This is a genomic window from Caloramator quimbayensis (assembly GCF_900167605.1).
Taxonomy (GTDB): domain Bacteria; phylum Bacillota; class Clostridia; order Clostridiales; family Caloramatoraceae; genus Caloramator_B; species Caloramator_B quimbayensis.
Map to the genome: position 1 here is coordinate 1 of NZ_FUYH01000010.1, position 24085 is coordinate 24085.

At 34.9% G+C, this 24085-nt stretch carries 20 protein-coding genes and 13 tRNA genes; 30 read left to right on the forward strand and 3 right to left on the reverse strand.

Going from position 1 to position 24085, the window contains the following annotated elements; translation table 11 throughout:
- On the reverse strand, window positions 1–366 hold a 366-nt coding region (locus B5D15_RS07705), incomplete at its 3' end, for a transposase (RefSeq protein WP_179122226.1).
- A 244-nt stretch (window positions 367–610) separates the two neighbouring features.
- Here B5D15_RS07705 and B5D15_RS07710 point away from each other — a divergent pair.
- From B5D15_RS07710 to B5D15_RS07750, 9 genes are all read left to right on the forward strand, one after another.
- Window positions 611–928 carry a YerC/YecD family TrpR-related protein gene (locus B5D15_RS07710; protein WP_078696548.1) on the forward strand — a complete coding sequence of 106 codons (318 nt, stop codon included), beginning with the start codon at window positions 611–613 and terminating at the stop codon, window positions 926–928.
- A gap of 102 nt (window positions 929–1030) precedes the next feature.
- On the forward strand, window positions 1031–3256 hold the full coding sequence (gene pcrA, locus B5D15_RS07715; protein ID WP_078696649.1) for a DNA helicase PcrA: 2226 nt from the start codon (window positions 1031–1033) through the stop codon (window positions 3254–3256).
- A gap of 541 nt (window positions 3257–3797) precedes the next feature.
- Window positions 3798–5789, forward strand: coding sequence for an NAD-dependent DNA ligase LigA (ligA, locus tag B5D15_RS07720; RefSeq protein ID WP_078696549.1), 1992 nt, complete (start codon window positions 3798–3800; stop codon window positions 5787–5789).
- Window position 5790: 1 nt separating this feature from the next.
- A complete protein-coding gene (locus tag B5D15_RS07725) occupies window positions 5791–6075 on the forward strand; it encodes a hypothetical protein (RefSeq protein ID WP_078696550.1) in 285 nt (94 codons plus the stop codon).
- Between the two features lie 426 nt (window positions 6076–6501).
- The gene (locus B5D15_RS07730; RefSeq protein ID WP_078696551.1) at window positions 6502–7422 is read left to right on the forward strand and encodes an ABC transporter permease; all 921 of its coding nucleotides are present in this window, start codon (window positions 6502–6504) and stop codon (window positions 7420–7422) included.
- Between the two features lie 11 nt (window positions 7423–7433).
- Entirely contained in the window at window positions 7434–8366 is a 933-nt protein-coding gene (locus tag B5D15_RS07735) for an ABC transporter permease (RefSeq protein WP_078696552.1), read from the forward strand.
- Window positions 8367–8377: 11 nt separating this feature from the next.
- Complete coding sequence (locus B5D15_RS07740) at window positions 8378–9388, forward strand: ABC transporter ATP-binding protein (protein ID WP_078696553.1); 1011 nt, start codon at window positions 8378–8380, stop codon at window positions 9386–9388.
- Window positions 9388–10374 (forward strand): ABC transporter ATP-binding protein, encoded by a 987-nt coding sequence (locus tag B5D15_RS07745; RefSeq protein ID WP_143287237.1) that lies wholly within the window; start codon window positions 9388–9390, stop codon window positions 10372–10374. The genes B5D15_RS07740 and B5D15_RS07745 overlap by 1 nt, the downstream gene beginning before the upstream one ends.
- 77 nt (window positions 10375–10451) lie before the next feature.
- The gene (locus tag B5D15_RS07750) at window positions 10452–12083 is read left to right on the forward strand and encodes a peptide ABC transporter substrate-binding protein (RefSeq protein ID WP_078696555.1); all 1632 of its coding nucleotides are present in this window, start codon (window positions 10452–10454) and stop codon (window positions 12081–12083) included.
- Between the two features lie 275 nt (window positions 12084–12358).
- On the opposite strand, the gene B5D15_RS07755 is transcribed toward B5D15_RS07750, so the two are convergent.
- Window positions 12359–12520 (reverse strand): hydroxymyristoyl-ACP dehydratase, encoded by a 162-nt coding sequence (locus tag B5D15_RS07755; RefSeq protein WP_078696556.1) that lies wholly within the window; start codon window positions 12518–12520, stop codon window positions 12359–12361.
- A gap of 145 nt (window positions 12521–12665) precedes the next feature.
- Complete coding sequence (locus tag B5D15_RS07760) at window positions 12666–14204, reverse strand: hypothetical protein (protein ID WP_078696557.1); 1539 nt, start codon at window positions 14202–14204, stop codon at window positions 12666–12668.
- A 142-nt stretch (window positions 14205–14346) separates the two neighbouring features.
- On the opposite strand from B5D15_RS07760, the gene B5D15_RS07765 reads away from it, so the two are divergent.
- The 21 genes from B5D15_RS07765 to B5D15_RS07865 all read left to right on the forward strand — a co-directional run bounded on the left by B5D15_RS07765 (window position 14347) and on the right by B5D15_RS07865 (window position 23985).
- Entirely contained in the window at window positions 14347–15327 is a 981-nt protein-coding gene (locus B5D15_RS07765; protein ID WP_078696558.1) for an AIR synthase family protein, read from the forward strand.
- A gap of 203 nt (window positions 15328–15530) precedes the next feature.
- Window positions 15531–16319: a ribonuclease PH gene (rph, locus tag B5D15_RS07770; protein WP_078696559.1), complete on the forward strand. Its 789-nt coding sequence runs from the start codon at window positions 15531–15533 to the stop codon at window positions 16317–16319.
- Window positions 16282–16881: an XTP/dITP diphosphatase gene (locus B5D15_RS07775; protein WP_078696560.1), complete on the forward strand. Its 600-nt coding sequence runs from the start codon at window positions 16282–16284 to the stop codon at window positions 16879–16881. Before rph ends, B5D15_RS07775 begins: the two co-directional genes overlap by 38 nt.
- A gap of 16 nt (window positions 16882–16897) precedes the next feature.
- Window positions 16898–17377, forward strand: coding sequence for a metallophosphoesterase (locus tag B5D15_RS07780; RefSeq protein ID WP_078696561.1), 480 nt, complete (start codon window positions 16898–16900; stop codon window positions 17375–17377).
- Between the two features lie 117 nt (window positions 17378–17494).
- Window positions 17495–17570: transfer RNA gene (locus tag B5D15_RS07785), tRNA-Pro, on the forward strand.
- A 57-nt stretch (window positions 17571–17627) separates the two neighbouring features.
- Window positions 17628–17701, forward strand: a tRNA-Gly gene (locus tag B5D15_RS07790).
- Window positions 17702–17706: 5 nt separating this feature from the next.
- Window positions 17707–17783: transfer RNA gene (locus B5D15_RS07795), tRNA-Arg, on the forward strand.
- Between the two features lie 6 nt (window positions 17784–17789).
- A tRNA-His gene (locus B5D15_RS07800) sits at window positions 17790–17866 on the forward strand.
- 10 nt (window positions 17867–17876) lie between these two features.
- Window positions 17877–17952: transfer RNA gene (locus B5D15_RS07805), tRNA-Gln, on the forward strand.
- 3 nt (window positions 17953–17955) lie between these two features.
- Window positions 17956–18031: transfer RNA gene (locus tag B5D15_RS07810), tRNA-Lys, on the forward strand.
- Window positions 18032–18046: 15 nt separating this feature from the next.
- A tRNA-Leu gene (locus B5D15_RS07815) sits at window positions 18047–18130 on the forward strand.
- Window positions 18131–18149: 19 nt separating this feature from the next.
- Window positions 18150–18225 (forward strand) — tRNA-Gly (locus tag B5D15_RS07820).
- A 5-nt stretch (window positions 18226–18230) separates the two neighbouring features.
- Window positions 18231–18304, forward strand: a tRNA-Gly gene (locus tag B5D15_RS07825).
- Window positions 18305–18307: 3 nt separating this feature from the next.
- Window positions 18308–18384: transfer RNA gene (locus B5D15_RS07830), tRNA-Arg, on the forward strand.
- Window positions 18385–18402: 18 nt separating this feature from the next.
- A tRNA-Arg gene (locus B5D15_RS07835) sits at window positions 18403–18479 on the forward strand.
- A gap of 13 nt (window positions 18480–18492) precedes the next feature.
- Window positions 18493–18568: transfer RNA gene (locus B5D15_RS07840), tRNA-Lys, on the forward strand.
- 9 nt (window positions 18569–18577) lie between these two features.
- A tRNA-Lys gene (locus tag B5D15_RS07845) sits at window positions 18578–18653 on the forward strand.
- 105 nt (window positions 18654–18758) lie between these two features.
- A complete protein-coding gene (locus B5D15_RS07850; protein ID WP_078696562.1) occupies window positions 18759–20528 on the forward strand; it encodes a sigma-54 interaction domain-containing protein in 1770 nt (589 codons plus the stop codon).
- A gap of 218 nt (window positions 20529–20746) precedes the next feature.
- Window positions 20747–22027: an L-cysteine desulfidase family protein gene (locus B5D15_RS07855; protein ID WP_078696563.1), complete on the forward strand. Its 1281-nt coding sequence runs from the start codon at window positions 20747–20749 to the stop codon at window positions 22025–22027.
- Between the two features lie 187 nt (window positions 22028–22214).
- Window positions 22215–23039 carry a hypothetical protein gene (locus tag B5D15_RS07860; RefSeq protein ID WP_078696564.1) on the forward strand — a complete coding sequence of 275 codons (825 nt, stop codon included), beginning with the start codon at window positions 22215–22217 and terminating at the stop codon, window positions 23037–23039.
- Between the two features lie 88 nt (window positions 23040–23127).
- Window positions 23128–23985 (forward strand): hypothetical protein, encoded by an 858-nt coding sequence (locus B5D15_RS07865; protein ID WP_078696565.1) that lies wholly within the window; start codon window positions 23128–23130, stop codon window positions 23983–23985.
- Window positions 23986–24085 lie beyond the last annotated feature (100 nt).

Here is a 24085-nt window from a genome sequence, read left to right on the forward strand (position 1 = left end):
AAAGTGAACATAGGCAGTTAAAGCAAAAAGATACCTGTCACTGTCAACAATAAGACTTTTAAATCTATCATGGAAAAGGTGACCTATTCTTTCATGCCTTTTGTTATAGTACATAGCGTACTTATAATTGATAAAGTGCATAATCTTCGATATGTCTGCACCGTTTGAATCTATAATAAAATGGGCGTGATTATCCATAAGACAGTATGAATACACCTTAAACTCGAAATGGTCCTGAGCTTTTTTAACGAAATCCATAAACTTTACTTTATCATCATCATCTTTAAAAAGAGGAGCTTCAACGATGCTTTTAACCATAACATGGAAAATTGAGTCATACGATTTTTGCCTTGCCAGTCTTGGCATGACAAACCACCTCCAACTTAAATTATATTTTTAGTATTATTTTGCCAAGTTAGAGGTGATTTTATTCATGTAATTGTAATGTTGGTAGTGAAAATAAGTAACCGTCCCTCCTAACTTTATAACCTTCTTTGACCTATAAGAATATATTTTTTGAAATTTTTGTATTTTTATATGTTTTTATAATATATTATGATATAATTTACTTGGAATATTTAAATTTAATTTTTTAATACGGGGTGGTAGCGTGAGCGAATATGAATCAAAATTAAAGAGTAGCGATGTGGATCTTTTATTTGAAGCCATCTTGACCCTCGAAAATATAGAAGACTGCTATAGATTCTTTGAGGATATATGCACTGTTAATGAAATAAAAGCTATGGCTCAAAGGCTTCATGTTGCTAAAATGCTGAGGGAAAGAAGGACATATATAGATATAGCTGATACTACAGGCGCAAGCACAGCGACCATCAGCAGAGTAAACAGATTCTATAACTATGGAAATGATGGATATAAAAGGGTGTTTGAAAGGTTAAAGAGCAAGGGGAAATTAAATTCTGACTAGGCAGCATTTATGTGCTGCCTTTTATGTTATAATAGCAGCATATAAGAAATAATGCTATAATCAATTTGTATATTAATTGGTAACTTGGGAGGAATAAAAGTGATAGATCTGAATTTACTAAATGAGCAGCAAAGAGAAGCGGTAGAAACTCTAAGCGGGCCTTTATTGATACTTGCAGGGGCAGGAAGCGGAAAAACAAGAGTTTTAACATACAGAATAGCAAATCTTATTGAAAATGGAGTTTACCCAGGGAACATACTTGCAATAACCTTTACAAACAAGGCAGCAGGAGAGATGAAGGAAAGGGTAGCTGATTTAGTTGGAGACGAAGCTAAAAGCATCTGGATAACAACTTTTCATTCTGCCTGTGTCAGGATACTAAGGCAAGATATTGAAAAGCTTGGGTACAGCAGGGATTTTGTAATATACGATACCTCTGATCAGGAAAAGATTATAAAGGATTGCTTAAAGGAACTCAATATAGATGAAAAAGCTTTCCCTCCAAAGGATGTCCTTTCAAAAATAGGTTCCTTTAAAGATGAGCTTATAGATGCGGATACATACTTTAGAAAACATGGTATGGATTTTAAGACAAGAAATATAGCAAACCTTTATAAGCTTTATCAAAACAAGCTTGAGAAGAGCAATGCCCTCGATTTTGATGATATTATAATGCTTACAGTTAAACTTTTTAAAGAAAATGATGATGTTTTAAGTTATTATAGAAGAAAATTTAGATATATTTTAGTTGATGAGTATCAGGATACAAATAGAGCACAGTATGAACTTATAAATATACTTGCAAAGGAGCATAGAAACCTTTGTGTAGTTGGAGATGATGATCAGTGCCTTTATTCATGGAGAGGAGCTAAAGTTGAGAACATACTCGACTTTGAAAAGGACTATCCTGATGTTAAGATAATAAAGCTTGAGCAAAACTACAGGTGTACCAAAAGAATACTCGATGCTGCAAATTATGTTATTCAAAACAACGAAAAAAGAAAAGCCAAGAGGCTCTGGACTGAGAACATGGAGGGGGATAACATAAAGTTTTATAAGGCAGAGAGTGGTGAGGATGAGGCACAATTTATTGTAAATGAGATATCAAAGCTTAAGAGTAATGGAAGGAACTTTAAGGATTTTGCCGTTTTGTACAGGACAAATGCAATGTCCCGTTCTCTTGAAGAGGCCTTTGTAAGATCATCTCTTCCTTATAGGGTAATAGGAGGATTGAAATTCTACGACAGAAAGGAAGTAAAGGACATATTAGCTTATCTAAAAGTTATAAACAATCCCCTCGACAGCATAAGCCTTGAGAGAATTATAAACGTTCCAAGAAGAGGAATAGGACAGTCTACAATAGATAAATTAAAGGAATATTCATCATCAAAGGATATGAGCCTTTATTATACTTTATTAGAGATAGATTCTATAGACGACCTTAATAAAAGGGCGCTAAACTCAATAGAAAAATTTATAAGCCAGATGAATTATTTTGTTATGTCAAAGGATTCAATGAAGGTGTCGGAGCTAATAGATGAGATATTGAATACAACAGGATATATTAAAGAGCTTGAAAAGGAAAACTTAAAGGAAAATCAGGACAGAATTGAAAACCTTAAGGAATTTAAATCTGCTGCAGTTGAGTTTGAACAGAGCAGCGAAGATAAAAGCCTTTCAGCTTTTCTTGAAAAGGTAGCTCTCGTATCCGATCAGGATCAGATAGAATCCGTTGATGCTGTTAACCTTATGACGCTTCATACTGCAAAGGGCCTTGAATTTAATGTTGTATTTATAGCAGGAATGGAGGAGGGAATATTCCCACATTTTTCAGCACAGGAAGATGATGAAGAGCTTGAAGAAGAGAGAAGACTTTGCTACGTTGGAATAACAAGGGCGAAGACAATACTTTATCTAACCTGTGCGAAGTATAGACTCCTTTATGGAAGGCAGATGTTTAACAGCGTATCGAGCTTTATTGAGGAAATACCAGAGAACCTGATAGATGATATAACTAAAAAGAATATTAGCTTTAATAGAAATTACGGCTATGAGGAAAATAGATTTTCAAAGTTTAGCGGAAATAGTTCAAGTTATCAAAAGTATGGAAGCCCTTTAAACATAACAAAACCTGAACCCCCAAATAAATCCTCAATTAAAAAGGTAATAGAATATACTGTTGGGTGCAGGGTAAAGCATGATAAGTTCGGAACAGGCATGGTAGTTGCAATAAAGGATGTATCATCGGACAAAATGATAACTGTAGCCTTTGACAAAACCGGAATTAAAAATCTTTTAGCATCTGTTGCGCCTCTTGAGAAGATATGATTAAATTTATGAGAATCTATTGATAAAACTTATATTTTGCTAAATCTTTTTTTCATTTAATATTTGTTATTTATGAATAGATTAACTATTCAATTATTGATATTCGCAAATCAAACCCATATAAAAGTAAAAAACGTATAAAAACATAAAATTAATTGTGTTTTCTGAATTAGCGAAATATGAGATAAAAACATAATAAAGCTCATATTTCGCTCAATGATTTTCACATTTATAATATTTAAAAAATCCATAATTATTCTAAAACAATTTTAATATAAAGGCAATTAATGCAAAAAAATTTTAATATAAAACTTAGATATATCAAGGCTTATTGAGAATAATTGCCGAATCCAAGTAAAATATATATGTATAAAGTTATAACTTTAATTACGATAAAAGTAATTCAGCAAAATATACTATAATTCTTAACAAAAATTCTTTCTAAGACGGCAGATAGGCAGTTAATGTTATTATCTCATGAACATGCCTAATAAGAGATGGAACATTATTTAAAAAGGTTATTATTTAAATGGAGGTTGCTATGGAGGACGTTAAAAAACAAATAGAAAGATTGAGAGAGGAATTAGAATATCACAACTATAGATACTATGTTTTGGATGATCCTGAAATATCAGATGCTGACTACGATAAAATGCTGAAGGAGCTTGAAAAGCTCGAAAAGCAGCATCCCGAGTTTTATGACGAAAATTCTCCTACTCAAAGGGTTGGAGGAGTGCCTTTAAAGGAATTCAATCAGGTGAGGCACAACGTACCTATGCTGAGTCTTCAGGATGTTTTCAGCTATGAAGAGTTAAGAGATTTTGACAGAAGGGTAAAGAGCGAACTTCCCGATGTAGAATATATTGTTGAACTTAAAATAGACGGACTTTCAGTATGCCTTAGTTATGATGAAGGACGATTAAAAAGAGCAGCAACGAGGGGGGATGGATTGATAGGTGAGGATGTTACTTTAAACGTTAGAACTATAAAAAGCGTCCCTCTAAAGATAAATTACAATTATCCTCTCGAGGTTAGAGGAGAGGTTTATATGCCAAGGGATGCCTTTGAAAAGCTTAATATAGAGAGGGAGGAATTAGAACAGCCTCTCTTTGCAAATCCAAGAAACGCAGCGGCAGGTTCTTTAAGACAGCTTGATTCAAATATAACTGCAAAAAGAAAGCTTGATATTTTTATATTCAATCTTCAAAGCATAGAGGGCAAAGAGCTTAAAACTCACTATGATGCCTTAGAGTTTTTAAACTCTATAGGTTTTAAGGTAAGCCCCAAAAGGATATTATGCAAAGATATAGATGAGGTTATTGAAAAAATTGAAGAGCTGTCGCAGATAAGGGGAGAACTTCCCTTTGACATAGACGGAATAGTTATTAAGGTTAATGATTTAAAGGACAGGGAAAAGCTCGGACAAACTTCTAAAACACCAAGATGGGCAGTTGCCTATAAGTTCCCAGCGGAAAAGAAGAAAACTAAGGTAAAAGATATAATAGTGCAGGTTGGAAGAACCGGTGCTATAACTCCAACGGCAATATTAGAGCCCGTAAGGATTGCAGGCTCTACGGTATCGAGAGCGACTCTGCATAATGAAGATTACATAAAGCAAAAGGACATAAGAATTGGGGACAGCGTTATAATTCAAAAGGCTGGAGAAATAATACCTGAAGTTGTTGAGGTTGTTATTGAGGATAGAAATGGCGATGAAAAGGTATTCAATATGCCTGAAAAATGTCCTGAGTGCGGAGGAGATGTTGTAAGGGAAGAAGGAGAGGCTGCGTTAAGATGTACAAACATATCATGCCCGGCTCAGCTAAAAAGAAGTATAATTCACTTTGCTTCAAGAGATGCTATGAACATTGAGGGCCTTGGACCGCAGATAATAAGCCTTCTTATGGATAATAACCTTATACATGATGCTGCAGATTTATATTATTTAAAATTTGATGATTTGGTAAACCTTGAGAGGATGGGTAAAAAATCTGCACAAAACCTTATAAATTCAATAGAAAAAAGCAAAGATAATGATATAGATAAATTTATATTTGGTCTTGGTATAAGGTATATTGGAAACAAAGGGGCTAAAAATCTTGCAAGAGCTTTTAAAAGTATAGATAATTTAATTAATGCTTCCTATGAAGAATTGATAGAAGTTGAAGAGATAGGGGATAAAATGGCAGAGAGCATAATAGCTTTCTTCCAAGAGGAGCACAATAAAAAACTCATTGAAAAGTTTAGACAATCAGGTATAAATTTTATTCTTAAAGATGCAAACAATAACGAAAATAAAATTTTTGAAAATCTTACCTTCGTTTTGACAGGAAGTCTTTCAAAATACAGCAGGAAGGATGCAGAAAGTATAATAGAGAGCCTTGGAGGCAAGGTCTCCTCAAGCGTATCAAAGAAAACGAGCTATGTTTTAGCTGGAGAGGATGCAGGAAGTAAGCTTAAAAAGGCACAGGAGCTTAACATAAAAATAATCTCTGAGGATGATTTTGAAGATATGATAAAAGGAGTTAATTAAAATGAAGATTCTTGATGTTTTAATGTGGATAATGTTTTTTATTTCCTTTGTTGTATCAATTATAACTATTGTTGTACTCTTTGGTATTTCCTATGGGGATCTTTTAAAACCATTTGCGACGATGCTGCCTATTGAAATAAGCCTGTCTTTAACGTTTTTCATATGGGGGCTTTGTAGCATTTACGGCTGTGATGTATCAGATAAAAACAGCAGCCCTAAAGTTTCAACGGCGCTGTTTGCACTCGGAGGAATACTTCTCATATTTGTGGTTTTTGGAATATATTGATAGAATAATGAATATTTTTATATTATAAATTTCAAAATTATATATTTTAAAAACAGGGATTAATATATAAATTGATATGTAATTTTTATATTTAATCGCTGTTTTATTTTTTTTAATTAATTCATATAATTTTATATGTGATTTTATAAAATGTTATTAAAACACGAGATTAAGCTGTAAAATCAAAACTTTAAGCAACAATTAACGACATAAAATTATAAAAATATTTTCTATAGAATTTATAAATATGACAATTAAGAGATTGAATTTTTATATATATAAATATAATAATGCAAACAAAAGTTATAAATTGTCGAAAAAATGAAGGTTAAAAATATAAAATTGCAATTGATTTTACAAATAAAAAAATATAGAATATTAATATTAAATTATTTTGCTTAATTTAAATCTAAAGGGGTGTTGAGGATGGTAAAGTATATAATCAAAAGGGTTATATCCTGTATTATAACCATGTGGGTAGTAGCCACAATAACATTTCTTTTAATGCATGCAGTGCCAGGGGGACCCTTTGATAGGGAAAAAAAGATACCTCCCGAGATAAAAAAACAGATAGAGGCAAGGTACAATTTAGACAAGCCTCTTTGGTGGCAGTATCAGGATTATTTTAAACATCTTTTAAAGGGAGATTTTGGACCTTCCTTCAGGTACATAGGAAGAAGCGTTAATGATTTAATAAAAGACGGCTTCCCAGTATCTGCACAACTTGGAGGGGTTTCGGTGCTTGTTTCACTTTTAATAGGCATACCCTTTGGAATCATATCAGCACTAAATCAGGGGAAGTGGCAGGATAATTTTGTTATGTTTCTCGCTACAATAGGTATTACAATTCCAAGCTTTGTACTTGCAACTCTTCTTTTATATTTTCTATCCTTTAAACTTGGACTTTTCCCGTCGATGAGATGGGGAACAGCAAAACATTATGTTCTTCCGGCAATAGCTCTTGCAGCAACACCAACAGCTTTTGTTTCAAGACTTACAAGGTCAAGCCTTCTTGATGTTATAAGGCAGGATTATGTTAGGACTGCAAAGGCAAAGGGAATTCCGGATAAAATCGTAGTATATAAACATGCTTTGAAAAACGCAGTTATACCAGTAATTACATATCTTGGACCATTAGTTGCGGGTATTTTAACGGGAAGTTTTGTAATAGAAAAGATTTTTACAATACCTGGAATGGGAAGACAGTTTGTTGAAAGCATAACAAATAGAGATTATACAACTATTCTTGGACTTACAATTTTTGATAGTTTCCTCCTCGTATCCTTTAATCTTTTAGTTGACATATTATATGTTGTATTTGATCCAAGAATAAAGCTTGATAACTAGGGGGTGAGGAAATGGATTTAAATCTTAAAAATATAGATAAAGAGCTGTTTGAGTATATTCCTTCTGATAATAAAGATTTAAATACAGTTGTACGTCCAAGTGAAACCTATTGGCAGGACGCATGGAGAAGGCTTAAGGAAAATAAAGTTGCAACCTTTTCTTTATTCGCTTTAATTCTTCTTATTCTTATTTCAATAATAGGTCCTTATCTCTCAAAATTCGATTATAGAACTAACGATATAAATTCATTAAATCTTTCGCCAAACTCAGAGCACTGGTTTGGAACTGATGAACTTGGAAGGGATCTTTATGTAAGGGTTTTATATGGTATGAGAATATCTTTATCTGTTGGAATAGTTTCAGCCCTTATAAACTTTGTAATTGGTGTAATATATGGAGGCATATCTGGGTATTACGGAGGGAATATAGATAATATAATGATGCGCTTTGTTGATGTGTTATACAGCGTTCCTACGGTTTTATATGTAATACTTCTTATGGTTGTTTTAGGTGAGGCAAGCCTATCTAACATATTCATAGCTCTTGGTATATCCTACTGGGTTGGAATGGCAAGGATAGTAAGAGGACAGGTTCTTGCATTAAAACAGCAGGAGTTTGTACTTGCAGCAAGGGCCCTCGGAGCTAAAAATTTCAGAATTATATTAAGACATCTTATTCCAAACAGCATGGGACCTATAATAGTAACTCTTATGATGTCTATACCGAGTGCAATATTTACTGAAGCATTTTTAAGTTTTATAGGTCTTGGAGTTTCAGCTCCTATGGCTTCCCTTGGAGTTTTGTGCAACGATGCAATTACAACCTACAGAACATATCCCTATCAGCTGTTTTTCCCATCCCTTGCTATATGCATTATAATGCTTGCATTTAATCTTTTTGGAGACGGATTAAGAGATGCTCTTGATCCTAAAATGAGAAAATAGGGGGCACGGTTATGGAAAAACTTTTAAAGGTAAATAATCTTCATACCTCTTTCTATACCCATGTTGGAGAGGTCATGGCTGTTAGGGGAATAACCTTCGATGTTGAAAAAGGGGAGGCAGTAGGACTTGTTGGGGAGTCGGGCTGTGGGAAAAGCGTTACTATGATGTCCCTATTAAGGATTTTAGCTGATACTGGGAAGGTAAAAGAAGGCAGTGCATTGTTTGAAGGAAGGGATCTTGTAAAAATATCGAATCAGGAGATGTTAAAAATCAGAGGAAATGAGATAAGCATGATTTTTCAAGACCCAATGACTTCTTTAAATCCTGTATTTACAATAGGAAATCAGCTTATGGAACCTCTTTTAAGGCATAAAAGAATGACAAAACACGATGCTAGAAAAAAAGCAGTGGAGCTGTTAAAGCTTGTTGGAATACCTGAGGCAGAAAAAAGGCTATCCCAATATCCCCATGAGTTTTCAGGGGGTATGAGGCAGAGGGTTATGATAGCAATGGCTCTAGCCTGTGATCCTAAACTTTTAATCGCTGATGAGCCGACTACAGCTCTTGATGTTACTATTCAGGCGCAGATACTCGATTTGATGAAGGAACTTAAAAATAAGATAAGCACATCTATTATTCTTATAACCCATGACCTTGGAGTTGTTGCAGACCTTTGCAGCAGGATAAACGTAATGTATGGAGGCAAAATTGTAGAGCAGGGAACAAAAAGAGATATATTCTACAATCCATCCCATGCTTATACCTTAGGACTTTTGGGCAGCGTTCCAAATCCCAAAACATTAATTAAAGAGAGGTTAAAGCCGATTGATGGACAGCCTCCGGATCTTTTAAAACCTCCTGAAGGATGCCCTTTTGCGCCAAGATGTAAATATGCAATGAGAATATGTGAAATTAAAATGCCTCCTTATTTTGAAATAAGCGAGGGGCATAGAGCAGCCTGCTATCTTAATCATCCGTATGCTCCAAAGGTTGAAGGTTTCAAAGGAAGGGGGAGAGAATGATGGAAGAGAAAAAAAGCCAATTTTTAATTGAGATTAAGAACTTGAAAAAATATTTTCCAGTAAAAAAAGGGATTTTTAAAACTTCATCAAGCTATGTTAAGGCAGTAGATGATGTTTCCTTTGAAATAAAAAAAGGAGAAACATTAGGGCTTGTTGGTGAGTCAGGATGCGGTAAGACTACCTGTGGAAGAACTATATTAAAGCTTTATGAGCCAACCTCAGGGAAGATAATATATGATGGAAAGGATATAACAAAGTTATCTGTAAATCAAATGCTTTCCTATAGGAGAAAGATGCAGATTATATTTCAAGACCCCTATGCATCCCTCGATGCAAGGATGACGGTTGGGGATATAGTAGGTGAGGCCATAGATATTCATAATTTGATGGGGAAAAAGGAAAGAAACGAGAGGGTTCAGTATCTTCTTCAAAGGGTTGGGCTAAACAGTGAACATGCAAATAGATATCCCCATGAATTTTCAGGGGGACAAAGACAGAGAATCGGTATTGCAAGGGCTCTTGCTGTACAGCCTGAATTTATTGTGTGTGATGAACCTATATCGGCTCTCGATGTTTCAATTCAGGCACAGGTTGTAAATATGCTTGAGGATCTTCAGGGAGATTTAGGGCTTACCTATCTTTTTATAGCCCATGACCTCTCTATGGTTAAACATATTTCAAACAGAGTAGGAGTTATGTATCTTGGAAAACTTGTTGAACTTGCAGCAAGCAATGAACTATATAAAAATCCGCAGCACCCCTATACACAGGCTCTTTTATCTGCAATACCTGTTCCTGATCCTGATATGGCAGAGGAGAGAAAGAGAATTATACTTGAGGGAGAGATACCATCTCCTATAGATCCTCCTGAAGGATGCAGGTTTAAGGGAAGGTGCAGATTTGCAAAGCCTATATGTTCAAAGGAAAATCCAGTCTTTAAGGATTTGGGCGGAGAACATTATGTGGCGTGTCATTTATTTGATTAAAAATTAATAAATATTATTAGGTGAACATCCAGTAAAATTACATATACTGGAAAATATAAAAAATAAGGGGGTTTATTATGAAAAGGAAAAAATTATTTATCTGCTTAACTGTCATCCTTACCATAGCTATGGTGGGGACACTGCTTGCCGGCTGTGGTAACAAGAGTGCATCAAGTGCTAATCAGACTCTTGTTTACAACCTTGGTACTGACTCGGAGACAATAGACCCTGCGTTAAACCAAGCAGTTGACGGAGCTACTGTTGTTGCAAATGCTTTTGAAGGCCTTACAAGAATAGGCGATGACAACAACGTTAAACCCGGAGTTGCTGAGAAGTGGGAAATAAGTCCGGACGGAACAGTTTACACGTTCTATCTTAGAAAGAATGCAAAGTGGTCCGATGGGAAACCGGTTACAGCAAAGGATTTTGAATTTGCTTGGAAGAGAGCCCTCGATCCAAAACTTGCAGCAGCCTATGCATTTTTCTTAACTGATAACATAAAGAATGCAGAGGAATACTACAATGGGAAGGCAAATTGGGAAGATGTTGGGATTAAAGTTAAGGATGATTATACTATAGAAGTTACATTAAAAGTTCCAACTGCATTCTTCCTGCAGCTTGTTGCAATGCCAATATACATGCCTTTAAGACAGGATGCTCTTGAAAAGGGCGGAGAACAGTGGACACAAAGCGGAGAAACATACATTGGAAACGGTCCATTTAAGATGGTAAAATGGACACACAATGACTCTATGGAATGGGTAAAGAATGAAAACTACTGGGATGCAAAGAACGTTAAGCTTTCAAAGATGACCTGGGTTATGGTAACTGAGGCTTCATCAGCTCTTCCATCCTGGGAAAAGGGAGAAATCGATATTATAGAATCAGTTCCTCCTGCAGAGGCTCCAAGACTTATTCAAGAAAAGAAGCTTCAGATAATACCAGAGCTTGGAACATATTACTTATATTTTAATACAAAGAAGGCTCCTTTAAATGATCCAAGAGTAAGAAAGGCATTAGCCTTAGCAATAAATAGACAATCTATAAAGGATGCAGTATTAAAAACAGGGCAGATAACAGCCTATGCACAGGTGCCCTTTGGAATTAAGGAAGCTGATGGGAAGTCAGACTTTAGAGAAAAAGGCGGAAATTTATTCCAAGAAGATGTAAATCTTGCAAAACAGCTTTTAGCTGAAGCAGGATTCCCAGATGGAAAGGGATTCCCAGAGATGACATATCTTTATAATACAAACGAATCTCATAAGAAGATTGCTGAAATGATACAGGATATGTGGAAGAACAATCTCGGTATTAATATTAAGCTTGCTAACCAAGAGTGGAAGGTATTCCAAAAGACAAGACAAAATGGAGATTTCGATATTGCAAGAGGCGGATGGATTGCTGACTATGTTGATCCTATGACATTCCTTGATATGTTTATGAGCGATAACGCATTTAATGATGGAAAATACACAAATGCACAGTATGATGCTCTTTTAAAAGAAGCAAAGACAGCAACAGATTTAGCAAAGAGAGACCAGCTAATGCATGATGCTGAAAAGATTATAATGGATGAAATGGGAGTTTGTCCAATATACTTCTATGTAAGCAATATGTGCGTACAGCCATGGATTAAGGGAGTATATAAGACTCCTCTTGCAACGGTATACTTTGATCATGCTTATGTAGATGAAAGTGCAAAGAAGTGATTTTAAGGCCCGCAAAATGCGGGCCTTATGTTTTTTAAAAGGTAGTAGCCGTTATTGCTGCACAGCCAATCATTTTCGCTTGTTAAGAAGCTCTAAGTCCTGCTTCCTTGAAAATTAAGAACTTTTGGAACTCACTCCGTTCAAACAGCCAAAAGTTCTAAAATTTTCTGCGTCAGCAGGACAAGAGCTTCTAAGACTCGCTTTATATTGGCCTTAGCAATAATAACGGCTTTGAATTTGCTAAAGTATGTTTTAAGGCCCGCAAAATGCGGGCCTTATGCTTTTTCAGGAGGAGCATCTGATATTTTCTCTCTTGGAGAAAAATACGCACAGTCGGTTCCATGACCCATTACGCTTTGGGTAATACTCACATGGTTTAAGGTGCACTTTCCGTTCTTTTCATGAACACAGTTTGCAGAACAGTTTATATTTGTCACCAAAATCCCCTCCTTAATTATAGTATTGAATTTTTGTGCTATTTTTATTTACAAAGGCAGATTTTCAATACTATAATTACTCTCTACATAATTCCCAAGGAGGGACAGTTACTTATTTAGCATACAACTTTAACAATTTTAAATTTTATTCTATGCTCTCAAAAAAATTACTTTCATTGCTGCCTATATCGTTGGTCAATATTGTATTTTCTATGGGACGGTTACTTATTTCAGATACAATTGTTGTATTGTTAATATCATCGGCTAAAGATATTATCTTGTTTTCCTCATCTCTAAAATTATCTATTACGCTGCCAAAATAATGAAGAAAAATATAGCTCGAGTAGAAGGAGTAGAAGCTATTAAACTGTCTTGATAAAGTAATTGAGGAAGGTGATTTTTTGCTTGATACTCTAAAGCTTTTTATAAACACAGGAGCTTTGCTTGAAGAGAATATATCAGGTAATTCAGTAATATCGAGATTGTATCCTTTAAGATTAAAATTTTTAAAAGAGGTACTCTGCATTATATTTGAATTTTCAATTGAAGATTTATAAAAATCAATTAAAATGTTTAAGGTGTCCCTGCTGCTGTCAATAGAATATATTAATAGGATGCATTTTAATATTTCGCATATGTCTCTTATAGAATAGCTTATTTTAGAATAATCACCATTAATAAAAAGACTATATATTGGATCATATAAATCTAAGAGGATATTATATGTTCTAAGGGCAGATTCTTTAAATATATCTATTTTTGTTTCAAGGTATCCTTCAATAAGAGCCGATACGGTTTTAAAATGTGTCCATATTGAAGTTATTGAGGTGTCTATACCTCCTCTTTCAACTTCACCGGTTATTTTTATTCTCGATTCGAGTTCAGCACAGAGCATAGCAACCAAGAGCCTGTATTTTTGTTTTTTCTCCGTATCATCATCTAAGTTTAAACATCTGACAAAGGATGAAACTGCAAGGCTTAATTCCTTTGATGATAATTCGAAGATTTCGTTGCAGTTGTTATATAAAAACTCAAATAGGTTGTCTGAATCGATTCTATATCTCTCCAAACCTGATAAAGTATTATCTTTACCATATTTTAAAGTTGCTTTATAAAGATATAAAAGAGCTTCGTACATGAAAATCTGTTCTATCAGTTTTGCTCCATTCTGAATAGGTTTAATTTTAATCTCACCTTCTGAATTTTTGGTCTTATCTTCAACGGATATAAAAAGACCATCTTCATTTCTCATATATGTTGTCGCAAAATTATAATAGTTTTGAGCAGTTAAAAGCATTAAATATGATAAAGGCGTATTTTTGTCCTCTAAAACTTCAATAGATTTAAGGAGGCTCAATATAGCAAATGCCTGAGAAGATGGAAGTATTGTTTTGTTAAAACTGTTAGGGCTCCACATGTATCTGCCTTTTCTATCTGTATCAGCAAAAGATAAAAGCGGCTTTCCTTTTTTATATGAACATCTAAGCAGCAATACATCTTCAAGTGACTCATCTTCTTTATCTGATTCAAAAGAAGGTAAAAATTTTTTTATATCCTTTTCATCGTATATTTGAAATATTCCGCAGCCAGAGTATAAAATTCCCCATTTTATATTATCCATGCTCATACAGCACAGTTTAAGGGAAGTGTTTAATAAATCAATGCTTTCCTGATGGCTTTCCAAAATTTACACCACCTATGATAATAATTCCTTATATTTATTTTATGTATAGTGGACATGCAAATTTACATAGGATTATAAATTTATTAGTTTGTCATGTTGTCGTTATACATGTATAATTATATTTGGAAATGGAGGTTTTAAAATGAAGTGTGGTAAACTTCCCAATGATGTGCTTGAGGACATAGTAATCTCGAGCATAAAGAAAAAAAATAAAGATATTTTTGTAGGTCCTAAGGTTGGAGAGGACTGTTCAATAGTAGACTTTGATAATGAAGTTTTAGTTTTAACTACGGATCCAGTAACTGCAGCACAAAATGATGCAGGGAAAATAGGAATACATATATGCTGCAACGATATTGCTTCTGCAGGGGTGAGCCCCTTAGGGGTTCTTGTTACGATACTTGCACCGCCAAGCAGTACAATAGATGATATAAAAAGAATAATGAATGAAATAAATGAAACCTGTGAAGAATTAAATATAGATGTTCTTGGAGGGCATACGGAGGTAACTGATGCTGTAAATAGGATAGTACTTTCAATAACTGCCATTGGAAAGAGCAGAGGTAAAAGATATGTTACAACTGGAGGAGCAAAAACTGGAGATGATGTTATAATTACAGGCAATGTTGCTGCTGAAGGTACTGCAATAATTGCAAAGGATTATTATGAAAAGTTAAAAGTAAAGATAAATGAAGAAATTCTTTTGAAAGCTCAAAACCTTATAAAGGATATAAGTGTTGTTAAAGCAGGACTTATTGCAGGAGAGTTTGGAGTAAATGCAATGCACGATGCTACAGAAGGAGGAGTGCTTGGGGCAATTTGGGAGGTTGCACAGAGCAGCGGAAAGGGAGTTTATGTTTATGAGGATAAAATAGCTATAAAAGAAGAGACTAAGATTATATGCGATACTTTAAATTTAGACCCTTTAAGGCTCATATCCAGCGGTTGCATGATAATTACCTGCAAAAATGGAGAGGAACTTATTAAAAGGTTGAATGAACATAAAATAGAAGCCTGCATCGCAGGGAAAATAACAGATGAAGAAAAAATAATTCTATCAAAGGGTGAAGAAAAGGAATTATCTCCTCCTGATTCAGATGAAATCTATAGGGTAAATATTTGATGATATAAATGCCTGAAAAAATAGAATTTTCGTAGAACATATAAATTTATTTAAAACTAATTCTATATAGTTTATAATCTTTAACACTTTTTAAAAGTGGAGAATAAAAACAATATGCATTATTAGATAAGTTATTATAAGAAATAATTAAAAGAATATTATGAAAAATATTTTTGCTTTTTCATAAATTAAGGAGGATACAAATGACAAGAATTGATGGAAGACAAAGCAATGAAATAAGACCATATAAAATTACAAGAAATTATATAATGCATGCTGAAGGTTCTGTGCTTGTTGAATCGGGGAATACCAAAGTTATATGTACTGCATCTATTGAAGATAAAGTTCCTCCATTTTTGAAGGGAACAGGGGAAGGATGGATAACCTGTGAGTATGGTATGATTCCAAGATCAACCCATGTAAGAAAGGTTAGGGAAGTAAGCAAGGGAAGAGTTGATGGAAGGACAGCAGAGATACAAAGAATAATAGGAAGAGCATTAAGGTCTGTTGTTGATTTAAAAGCAATAGGAGAGAGAACTATTTGGATAGACTGCGATGTTATACAGGCAGATGGCGGAACGAGGACTGCATCTATAACTGGAGCATTTGTAGCTCTTGTTGATGCTATAAATAAATTAGACAGCACTGCTAATTTTACTGTTTATCCTATAAAAAGCTATGTCGCAGCTGTAAGCGTTGGAATAGTGGACGATGAAGTTTTAACTGATCTTTGCTTTGAGGAGGATTCAAAGGCAAAGGTTGATATGAATGTTGTTATGACTGATAAGGGTCAGTTCGTTGAAATACAGGGAACGGGAGAAGACAGCCCTTTTAGCAGGGAAGAACTTGAAAAGTTAATTCAGTACGCACAGGAAGGAATACAAAATTTAATAGCAATACAAAGGGATTCTCTTGGCGATGGGGGTAAAAGGATAGGCACTGGAGGAGAAAATAATGAAGTTAGAGAAGATAATAATAGCCAGCAACAATAAGCACAAGGTAGATGAGATTAAAGATATTCTGAAGGGTTTTTGCAATGAAATTTTATCTTTGAAAGAAGCCGGCATAAACTGTGAAGTTGAAGAAAATGGAACAACCTTTGAAGAAAATGCCTACATAAAGGCAAAGGCTATAGTAGATTTAACAGGCCTTCCATGTATTGCAGATGATTCAGGTCTTGAGGTTGATGCTTTAAACGGTGCTCCTGGAGTGTATTCTGCAAGATTCTCTGGAGAGCATGGAAATTATAAGAAAAACAATGAAAAGCTATTATCCCTTTTAAAAGGGGTTCCAAGGGAAAAGAGAGGGGCGAGGTTTGTAACTGCTATTGCTCTTGTAACACCTGATGGAGATAAAATATTTGCAAGAGGAGAAATAAGAGGTATAATAACTGAGGAGGAAGTGGGCAGTAACGGATTTGGATATGATCCTCTGTTTTTGGTTTTAGGACTTAACAAAACCTTTGCTCAGCTAAGCTCACAGGAAAAAAACAGTATCAGCCACCGAGGAAGAGCTTTAAATGACTTAAAGGAAAAACTTGTTTCCATAGGATAGATAGGGGGAGGACTTAGTGCGTATTGGTGTAGTCAGCGATTCCCATGGAAATTTATATATGCTGGATAAAGCTATAAAAAGTATGGGAAATTTAGATTATATAATACATTTAGGAGATGAATACAGGGATATTATAAAAGTTAATGAAAAATATAAGCTGCCTATTGAATATGTAAGCGGCAACAATGACTTTGGAGCAGAAAGAATTCCAGAAAAAATCTTAAGTATTAGTGGGAAGAAAATATTTATAACTCATGGACATAGATATAATGTTTATTTTGGACTTGAAAGCCTTTATTTTAAAGCTCTTGAAACAGATGCAGAGCTTGTTTTATATGGTCATACTCATGTTCAGGATATAAAAAGCAAAGGTGATATAATTCTTTTAAATCCGGGTAGTGTATCAAGACCAAGGGACACAAAACCCGGATGTGCAGTAGTTGAGATAGACAATAGGGGCGATATTGATTTTAAGCTCATAAGGCTTGAGTATTAGTATCTATAAAGGCTTTTGATAATTGGTAATAAATTTTTTAAAAAAGGTATTGACGATTAACATAATATCCTGTATACTCTATATTGTCGCCGGAAGAAATGACTTAAAAAAAGGTTTCGGGGTGTAGCGCAGATGGGAGCGCGCGTGGTTTGGGACCATGAGGTCGCAGGTTCAATCCCTGTCACCCCGACCATTAAAAAAGTTGTTGACAAGGACGACGAAATATGTTATTATGTTTAAGCTTGAATATGCGGGTGTAACTCAATGGTAGAGTGCCAGCCTTCCAAGCTGGTAACGTGGGTTCGATTCCCATCACCCGCTCCACATATGCGCCCATAGCTCAGTTGGATAGAGCAACGGCCTTCTAAGCCGTGTGCCGGGGGTTCGAATCCCTCTGGGCGCACCAATAATGGTGGATATAGTTCAGTTGGCTAGAGCGCCAGATTGTGGCTCTGGAGGCCGTGGGTTCGAGCCCCACTATCCACCCCATATAAAACGTTGGGCAGTAGCCAAGTCGGTAAGGCACGGGACTTTGACTCCCGCATGCGTAGGTTCGAGTCCTGCCTGCCCAGCCATTCGAGCCACTAGCTCAGTCGGCAGAGCACATGACTTTTAATCATGGTGTCCGGGGTTCGATTCCCCGGTGGCTCACCAATTTAATATTAACATGCGGGCATGGCGGAATTGGCAGACGCACTAGACTTAGGATCTAGCGCCGCGTGCGTGGGGGTTCAAGTCCCTCTGCCCGCACCACTATTTAAATAAAAAATGCGCGGGAGTGGCTCAGTTGGTAGAGCGTCACCTTGCCAAGGTGAACGTCGCGGGTTCGAGTCCCGTCTTCCGCTCCAAATGTGCGGGTGTAACTCAATGGTAGAGTGCCAGCCTTCCAAGCTGGTAACGTGGGTTCGATTCCCATCACCCGCTCCATTTGCGCCCATAGCTCAGTTGGATAGAGCAACGGCCTTCTAAGCCGTGTGCCGGGGGTTCGAATCCCTCTGGGCGCACCATAATAAAGGCCAGAGAGGGCGCCCATAGCTCAGCTGGATAGAGTTGCAGACTTCGAATCTGAAGGTCGTAGGTTCGAATCCTACTGGGCGCGCCAGAAAAGTGAATGCGGGCCATTAGCTCAGTTGGTAGAGCACCTGACTCTTAATCAGGGTGTCCTGGGTTCGAGTCCCCGATGGCCCACCAAATAAATACGGGCTATTAGCTCAGTTGGTAGAGCACCTGACTCTTAATCAGGGTGTCCTGGGTTCGAGTCCCCGATAGCCCACCAAATAAGGATCATCGTAAGATGGTCCTTTTATTTTTGCCTTCTAAAATGATATAATAAATTAATCAAAGGAAATTTAAATCACAGGTATAATTAGGAGGAGATTAAATGTCCTATTTAAAGATTTTGCAGGACAGAATACAGCAGATATCAGAGGATTTGAGCTCAGCCCTAAGTATAGATGTAACGGTTGTAGATGAAAACTTTATAAGAATAGGCGGAACGGGGAAATATGCCTATGAAATAAACAAGTGCTGTCCAGAAAATTCTCTTTTTCATAGAGTACTTGAAACTGGGAATATGGAAATAAATATAGAGAATATAAAGGGTGATAAATGCAAAAACTGCTCAAGTTATAAAAGCTGCAAAGAAACAGGCAACATGGCATGCCCTATTAAAATAGACGATAATGTGGTTGGGGTAATTGGATTTATAGCCTTTGATATGAACCAGAGAAAACTTATGGAACAAAAGTATATTGAATACCAAAAGATGCTTAAAAGAGCTGCACTTATTATAGAAAATGAACTAATGAACATGAAGATTACAAACAGGCTGAATATTGAGATGGCTGAGATTAATGAGATAATAAATTCAATAAATAAAGGAATAATAATCATTAACTCAGAGGAGAAGATAACCCATATAAATTCAAAGGCAATTAAAATTCTTGGGATAAACTTCTCTAAGGATAGAATAATAGGTAAGAGTATAAAATCTATAGTTAATAATCTTGATATTGCAGATACCCAGAATAAGGAACTTATTGATACTTGGAATGTTACAGAAAAAAATGTAAAGGTTATATATCAAATAAAGGAACTTATGCTAAATAAACAGAAGATTTCAACACTTATTGGGTTTGATGAGATTAAAGAAATAATTAACATAGCCATGAATTATACTAAATCTGACAATATTGATTTTTCTTGTATAATTGGAAACAGCAAGAGCCTTACTAAAGTTGTTGAAAAGGCAAAAATTGCTGCTAAATCTGACTCCACTATACTTCTTCAAGGGGACAGCGGTACGGGGAAGGAACTTTTTGCAAGGGCTATACATGCTGAAAGCAGAAGAAAAAATGAAGCGTTTGTTGCAATAAATTGTGCCAGCATACCTGAAAATTTACTTGAATCGGAGCTTTTTGGCTATGAAAAGGGTGCTTTTACAGGAGCAAGTACTAAGGGACGAATTGGTAAATTTGAACTTGCTAATAATGGAACATTATTTCTTGATGAAATTGGAGATTTGCCTCTTCACCTTCAGCCAAAGCTTCTTCGAGTTTTACAGGATAGGGAGATAATAAAAGTTGGGGGCAACACCCCGATAAAAGTTGACGTTAGAATAATATGTGCAACCCATAGAAATTTAGAACAGCTTGTGAGGGAAAAGGGATTTAGGAAAGACTTATTTTACAGACTTAATGTAATTCCTCTTTATATACCTCCACTTAAGGATAGAGAAAATGATGTTCTGATATGCTCTGAATATATTTTAAATAAACTAAGCATAAAACTTGGAATAAGTAGGAAGTTTTTATCAAAGGAAGTTGAAGAAAAATTTAAAACATATGACTGGCCGGGAAATGTAAGGGAACTTGAAAATGTACTTGAGTATGCAGCAACGCTCTCATCAAGCAGTGAAATACGGCTGGAAGATTTACCTGAATATTTTTACGAAAAATCAATAGATAATATTGACTGTAAGGATGTTTTAGAATGTTCGCTTGATGAGAGTACAAAGGAGTATCAGAGAAAAATCTTAAAGTACTATATTGATAAATATGGAAATTCAACAAAAGGAAAAAAACAAATAGCAAAGGAGCTTGGTATAAGCCTTGCTACTTTATATAGAAAGCTTGATGATTTAGAACTTTAATTCTCAATATTAAGAAATATTTATCAAAGATGAGAAATTAAATATTACCCAAAAAGTATTGAACATTAAAAATTTAATGTAATGGTTATTAAATTTTAATTGTAATATAAGATTTTTATGCAGTTTTAATAAAAACATTTTCATATTCTCTCCTGTAATATTAAAAGGGAGTATTGGCACAGCATTTGCACTATATAAAGGCGAAGGGAGAGGATATTATGGATTTTAATAAAATAATAAAAGTATTAAATCAGCAGGTAAAACCTGCATTAGGCTGCACAGAGCCTGTTGCTGTTGGAATTGCAGTTGCAAGAGCTTATAAAGAGGTCAAGGGAGAAATTGAGAAAATAACTGTAAATCTTAGCCCTAACATATTTAAAAATGGTATGAGGGTTGGAATACCTGGTACAAGCCATAGCGGAATACCCTTTGCAATAGCCCTATCAGCTGTTTGTGGGGATTCCGATTTAGGACTTGAAGTTTTTAAGAATGTTACTTTAGAAGATGAAAGAAATGCAGAAAAACTTTTATGCAAGGGAGTAGTGGATATAGGAGTTGACGACTCAAAGGATAACTTTTATATTAATGCCCATGTAAAAACAGATAGAGGTTATGGAGTATGTATAATTCAAGGCTTTCATACTAATATAACCTTTGTTGAGGCAAACGGCAGCGTTATTTATAAAAAAGATTATGAAGATTGCAGCAGAAAAGAGGAACTGGAGAAAATAGGGAATTTAACTATAAATGAACTTATAGATATAATAGAAAACATCCCCTATGAAGATATAAAGTTTCTTCTTGAGGGTGAAAAAATTAATATGGAAATAGCGGCAAAAGGATTAGAAGAAGGAGTTGGCCTTGGCCTCGGGCGAGGAATTAAAAATCTGATAGAGAGCGGAATGATAAATAAGGACATAGCAAATACGGTAAGGTTTTATACAGCAGCAGCTTCCGATGCAAGAATGGCAGGTGTTAATATGCCTGTTATGAGCAGTGCAGGAAGCGGAAACCACGGAATTACGGCTATAATTCCTGCTTCCATTGTGTGCCGCTATTTAGGATATGACGATGAAAAACTCTCAAGAGCCCTTGCACTTAGTCATCTGATTACTGTTTATATTAAAGAATACACAGGAAGATTATCGCCGGTATGCGGCTGTGGTATTGCTGCAGGAGTTGGTGCCTGTGCTTCTGTTGCATGGCTTATAGGATGCGACGATAACCAAATTGCAGGAGCAATAAAGAATATGATAGGAAATCTTGCAGGACTTTTATGCGACGGTGCAAAGGGAGGATGTGCTTTTAAACTTTCAACTGCATCCTCAGAGGCAGTTATTCAGGCATATCTTGCTAAGAATAATGTTATAATATCTGACTACGATGGAATAGTATCAAAAGAAGCCGAAAATACAATTAAAAATCTTGGAAGATTATGCATTGAGGGTTTATCCGGAGTTGATAATAAAATTATAGAAATCATGCTAAGTGAGGCTTAGAACTTCTAAACGAGCTAAGAAGATTGCCTTAGCAGCATTAAGGGCTTTCCTTTAATATAAAATTAGTATTGTTTTTAAATACTTTAAATATAAGTATTAATATTTCATTAAAAGGAGGTTTATCCTCCTTTTTTTAATTTTAATATTGGGGTATAATAATTTATAGTATTATTTGGGAGGAGTAGATATGGGAAAGCCAAGTATATTCAGCAGCAAATATGAACAGCAGATGAAAAGAAGAAGAATCAATATAATACTTATAATACTCATCTTAATAAGTGCTGCTTATTTTGGAGGAAAATATTATTTGAATAAAAACAATATCAATATAAATATAAACATCTTTAAAAATAGGAAGACTACAGAGAAAAAAGCAGAGAATCAAAAGAGCAATGTTAATATAGACAATACAAAGAATACTGAAGTTCCCAATAAAAATACGAATACCTCATTAGAAAATGAAAAAATATTAAGTTATGAATATAAAACTGCCAATGGCTTAGTATTAAAAATAGATTATAAAGTAAAAGGTGATTTGAAGGAATTTTTAAAGTTAGAGGATGCATCATCTCAGACTTTCTATGATATTTCTGAAGATAAAAAATATATTATATTTGATGATATAACATCAAATGACATAATATTAGCTGATATTAATGGTAATTTTAAAAAGCTTACTAAGACGAACTATAAATCAACTTCAACCAATCAGACCTATGAAAAAGATAAGATACTTTCATCAAATCCTCAATATGTATGGTCAAGGAAGCCTCACTTTACTAAAGATGGAAGGATAGTTTATATATCGCAGCTGCCCTATTTTAGAAGACAGGGAGAATTTTATCTGTGGGTAGTTAAGTTTGATGGAAGCGGCCATAAAAAAGTTGGTCTCATAGGAAATGATTTAAACGGAATAACCTATGATGGATATGACTCGGAAGGCAATATTAGGATTAAGTCCCAAAATGCTATATATTATCTTAAAAAAGGGGCATATTCTTTAAGTAAATAAATATGCCCTGTCCTATTTTCTCCAAACATACAAAATAAGCGCAGATAATTCATATAATTATATAAAGAACTGCTCGGAGGAATATTTGATGTTAAGTAGTTATGACAGCTGCAGCATTAAGGAAAAGATATCTGTGTTTATTAATGACTACAAGATGTGTAATAGGACGATAGCTTCTATTATAGCAGGATTTTACAGATCCTATGGTTTTAGAAATGAGGGTACTGCATTATCTTTAGAAATAGTAAATTCTATTAAAGATGATACATTAAACTTAGAGGAAAGAAATGTACTTATTTGGAATTTATATATTCTATCAGATGAGAGTATAGATGATGAATTGTATGATAATGCCCAAAGGATGCTTGACAGGGCTGAAAAAAATTGGTCTCGTGATGTAATACTTGGAGATGATATTGGAGTATATCACGTTTCATGGATTGAACAGATTTGGCTTAAAAAGGCGGAGATATATCTTCTTATAGGAGATAGAGAAAATTTTGAAATAACAACTGATAGAATACTGAACAGCAGATTTGAACTTTTTAAGGATGCCCAAATAGAAACAGGTGAGAGCATAGTTTATGATAGATGTACTTACAGCTGCTTAGAGCTTATGGCAGTTGAAATGAGGAAAAGGGATGCAGCTTTAGCCAATAAAATAATAAAAAAAGCTGCACTTTATAAGGGCGGTTTTGGAATATATGATTTGGATGCTTTTAAAAAGGCACAAGAAATAGAGAGAAAAGGGATGCCATATAGGGCTTTTCAGATGTATTTGAAGGAATATTATAAACTTTTAGATAACCAGTATGATAATTTAAGATATGGTTATTGCGGAACATGTTCTTATTTTGAAGATTTTAAATGTAGTAGATATAATTTATATGTAAATCAAAACAAAGCGTGCTCAAAATATAAATCAAAGAAAAGTATAAATAAATAAATAAAAAAGGCAATCCCCATGGAACAATATGTAATTTTTATACGGCAGCACAGAAACAGGAACAAACAGGAGTAAAGAAGGGATTGCCTTTTAAACTAAG

Excerpts from the sequence above, each read along its gene's own strand:
- ligA (WP_078696549.1), top strand. The coding sequence starts at position 3,798 with ATGGAGGACGTTAAAAAACAAATAGAAAGATTGAGAGAGGAATTAGAA.
- B5D15_RS07725 (WP_078696550.1), top strand. The coding sequence starts at position 5,791 with ATGAAGATTCTTGATGTTTTAATGTGGATAATGTTTTTTATTTCCTTT.
- B5D15_RS07730 (WP_078696551.1), top strand. The coding sequence starts at position 6,502 with ATGGTAAAGTATATAATCAAAAGGGTTATATCCTGTATTATAACCATG.
- B5D15_RS07735 (WP_078696552.1), top strand. The coding sequence starts at position 7,434 with ATGGATTTAAATCTTAAAAATATAGATAAAGAGCTGTTTGAGTATATT.
- B5D15_RS07740 (WP_078696553.1), top strand. The coding sequence starts at position 8,378 with ATGGAAAAACTTTTAAAGGTAAATAATCTTCATACCTCTTTCTATACC.
- B5D15_RS07745 (WP_143287237.1), top strand. The coding sequence starts at position 9,388 with ATGGAAGAGAAAAAAAGCCAATTTTTAATTGAGATTAAGAACTTGAAA.
- B5D15_RS07750 (WP_078696555.1), top strand. The coding sequence starts at position 10,452 with ATGAAAAGGAAAAAATTATTTATCTGCTTAACTGTCATCCTTACCATA.
- B5D15_RS07765 (WP_078696558.1), top strand. The coding sequence starts at position 14,347 with ATGAAGTGTGGTAAACTTCCCAATGATGTGCTTGAGGACATAGTAATC.
- rph (WP_078696559.1), top strand. The coding sequence starts at position 15,531 with ATGACAAGAATTGATGGAAGACAAAGCAATGAAATAAGACCATATAAA.
- B5D15_RS07775 (WP_078696560.1), top strand. The coding sequence starts at position 16,282 with ATGAAGTTAGAGAAGATAATAATAGCCAGCAACAATAAGCACAAGGTA.
- B5D15_RS07850 (WP_078696562.1), top strand. The coding sequence starts at position 18,759 with ATGTCCTATTTAAAGATTTTGCAGGACAGAATACAGCAGATATCAGAG.
- B5D15_RS07855 (WP_078696563.1), top strand. The coding sequence starts at position 20,747 with ATGGATTTTAATAAAATAATAAAAGTATTAAATCAGCAGGTAAAACCT.
- B5D15_RS07860 (WP_078696564.1), top strand. The coding sequence starts at position 22,215 with ATGGGAAAGCCAAGTATATTCAGCAGCAAATATGAACAGCAGATGAAA.
- B5D15_RS07865 (WP_078696565.1), top strand. The coding sequence starts at position 23,128 with ATGTTAAGTAGTTATGACAGCTGCAGCATTAAGGAAAAGATATCTGTG.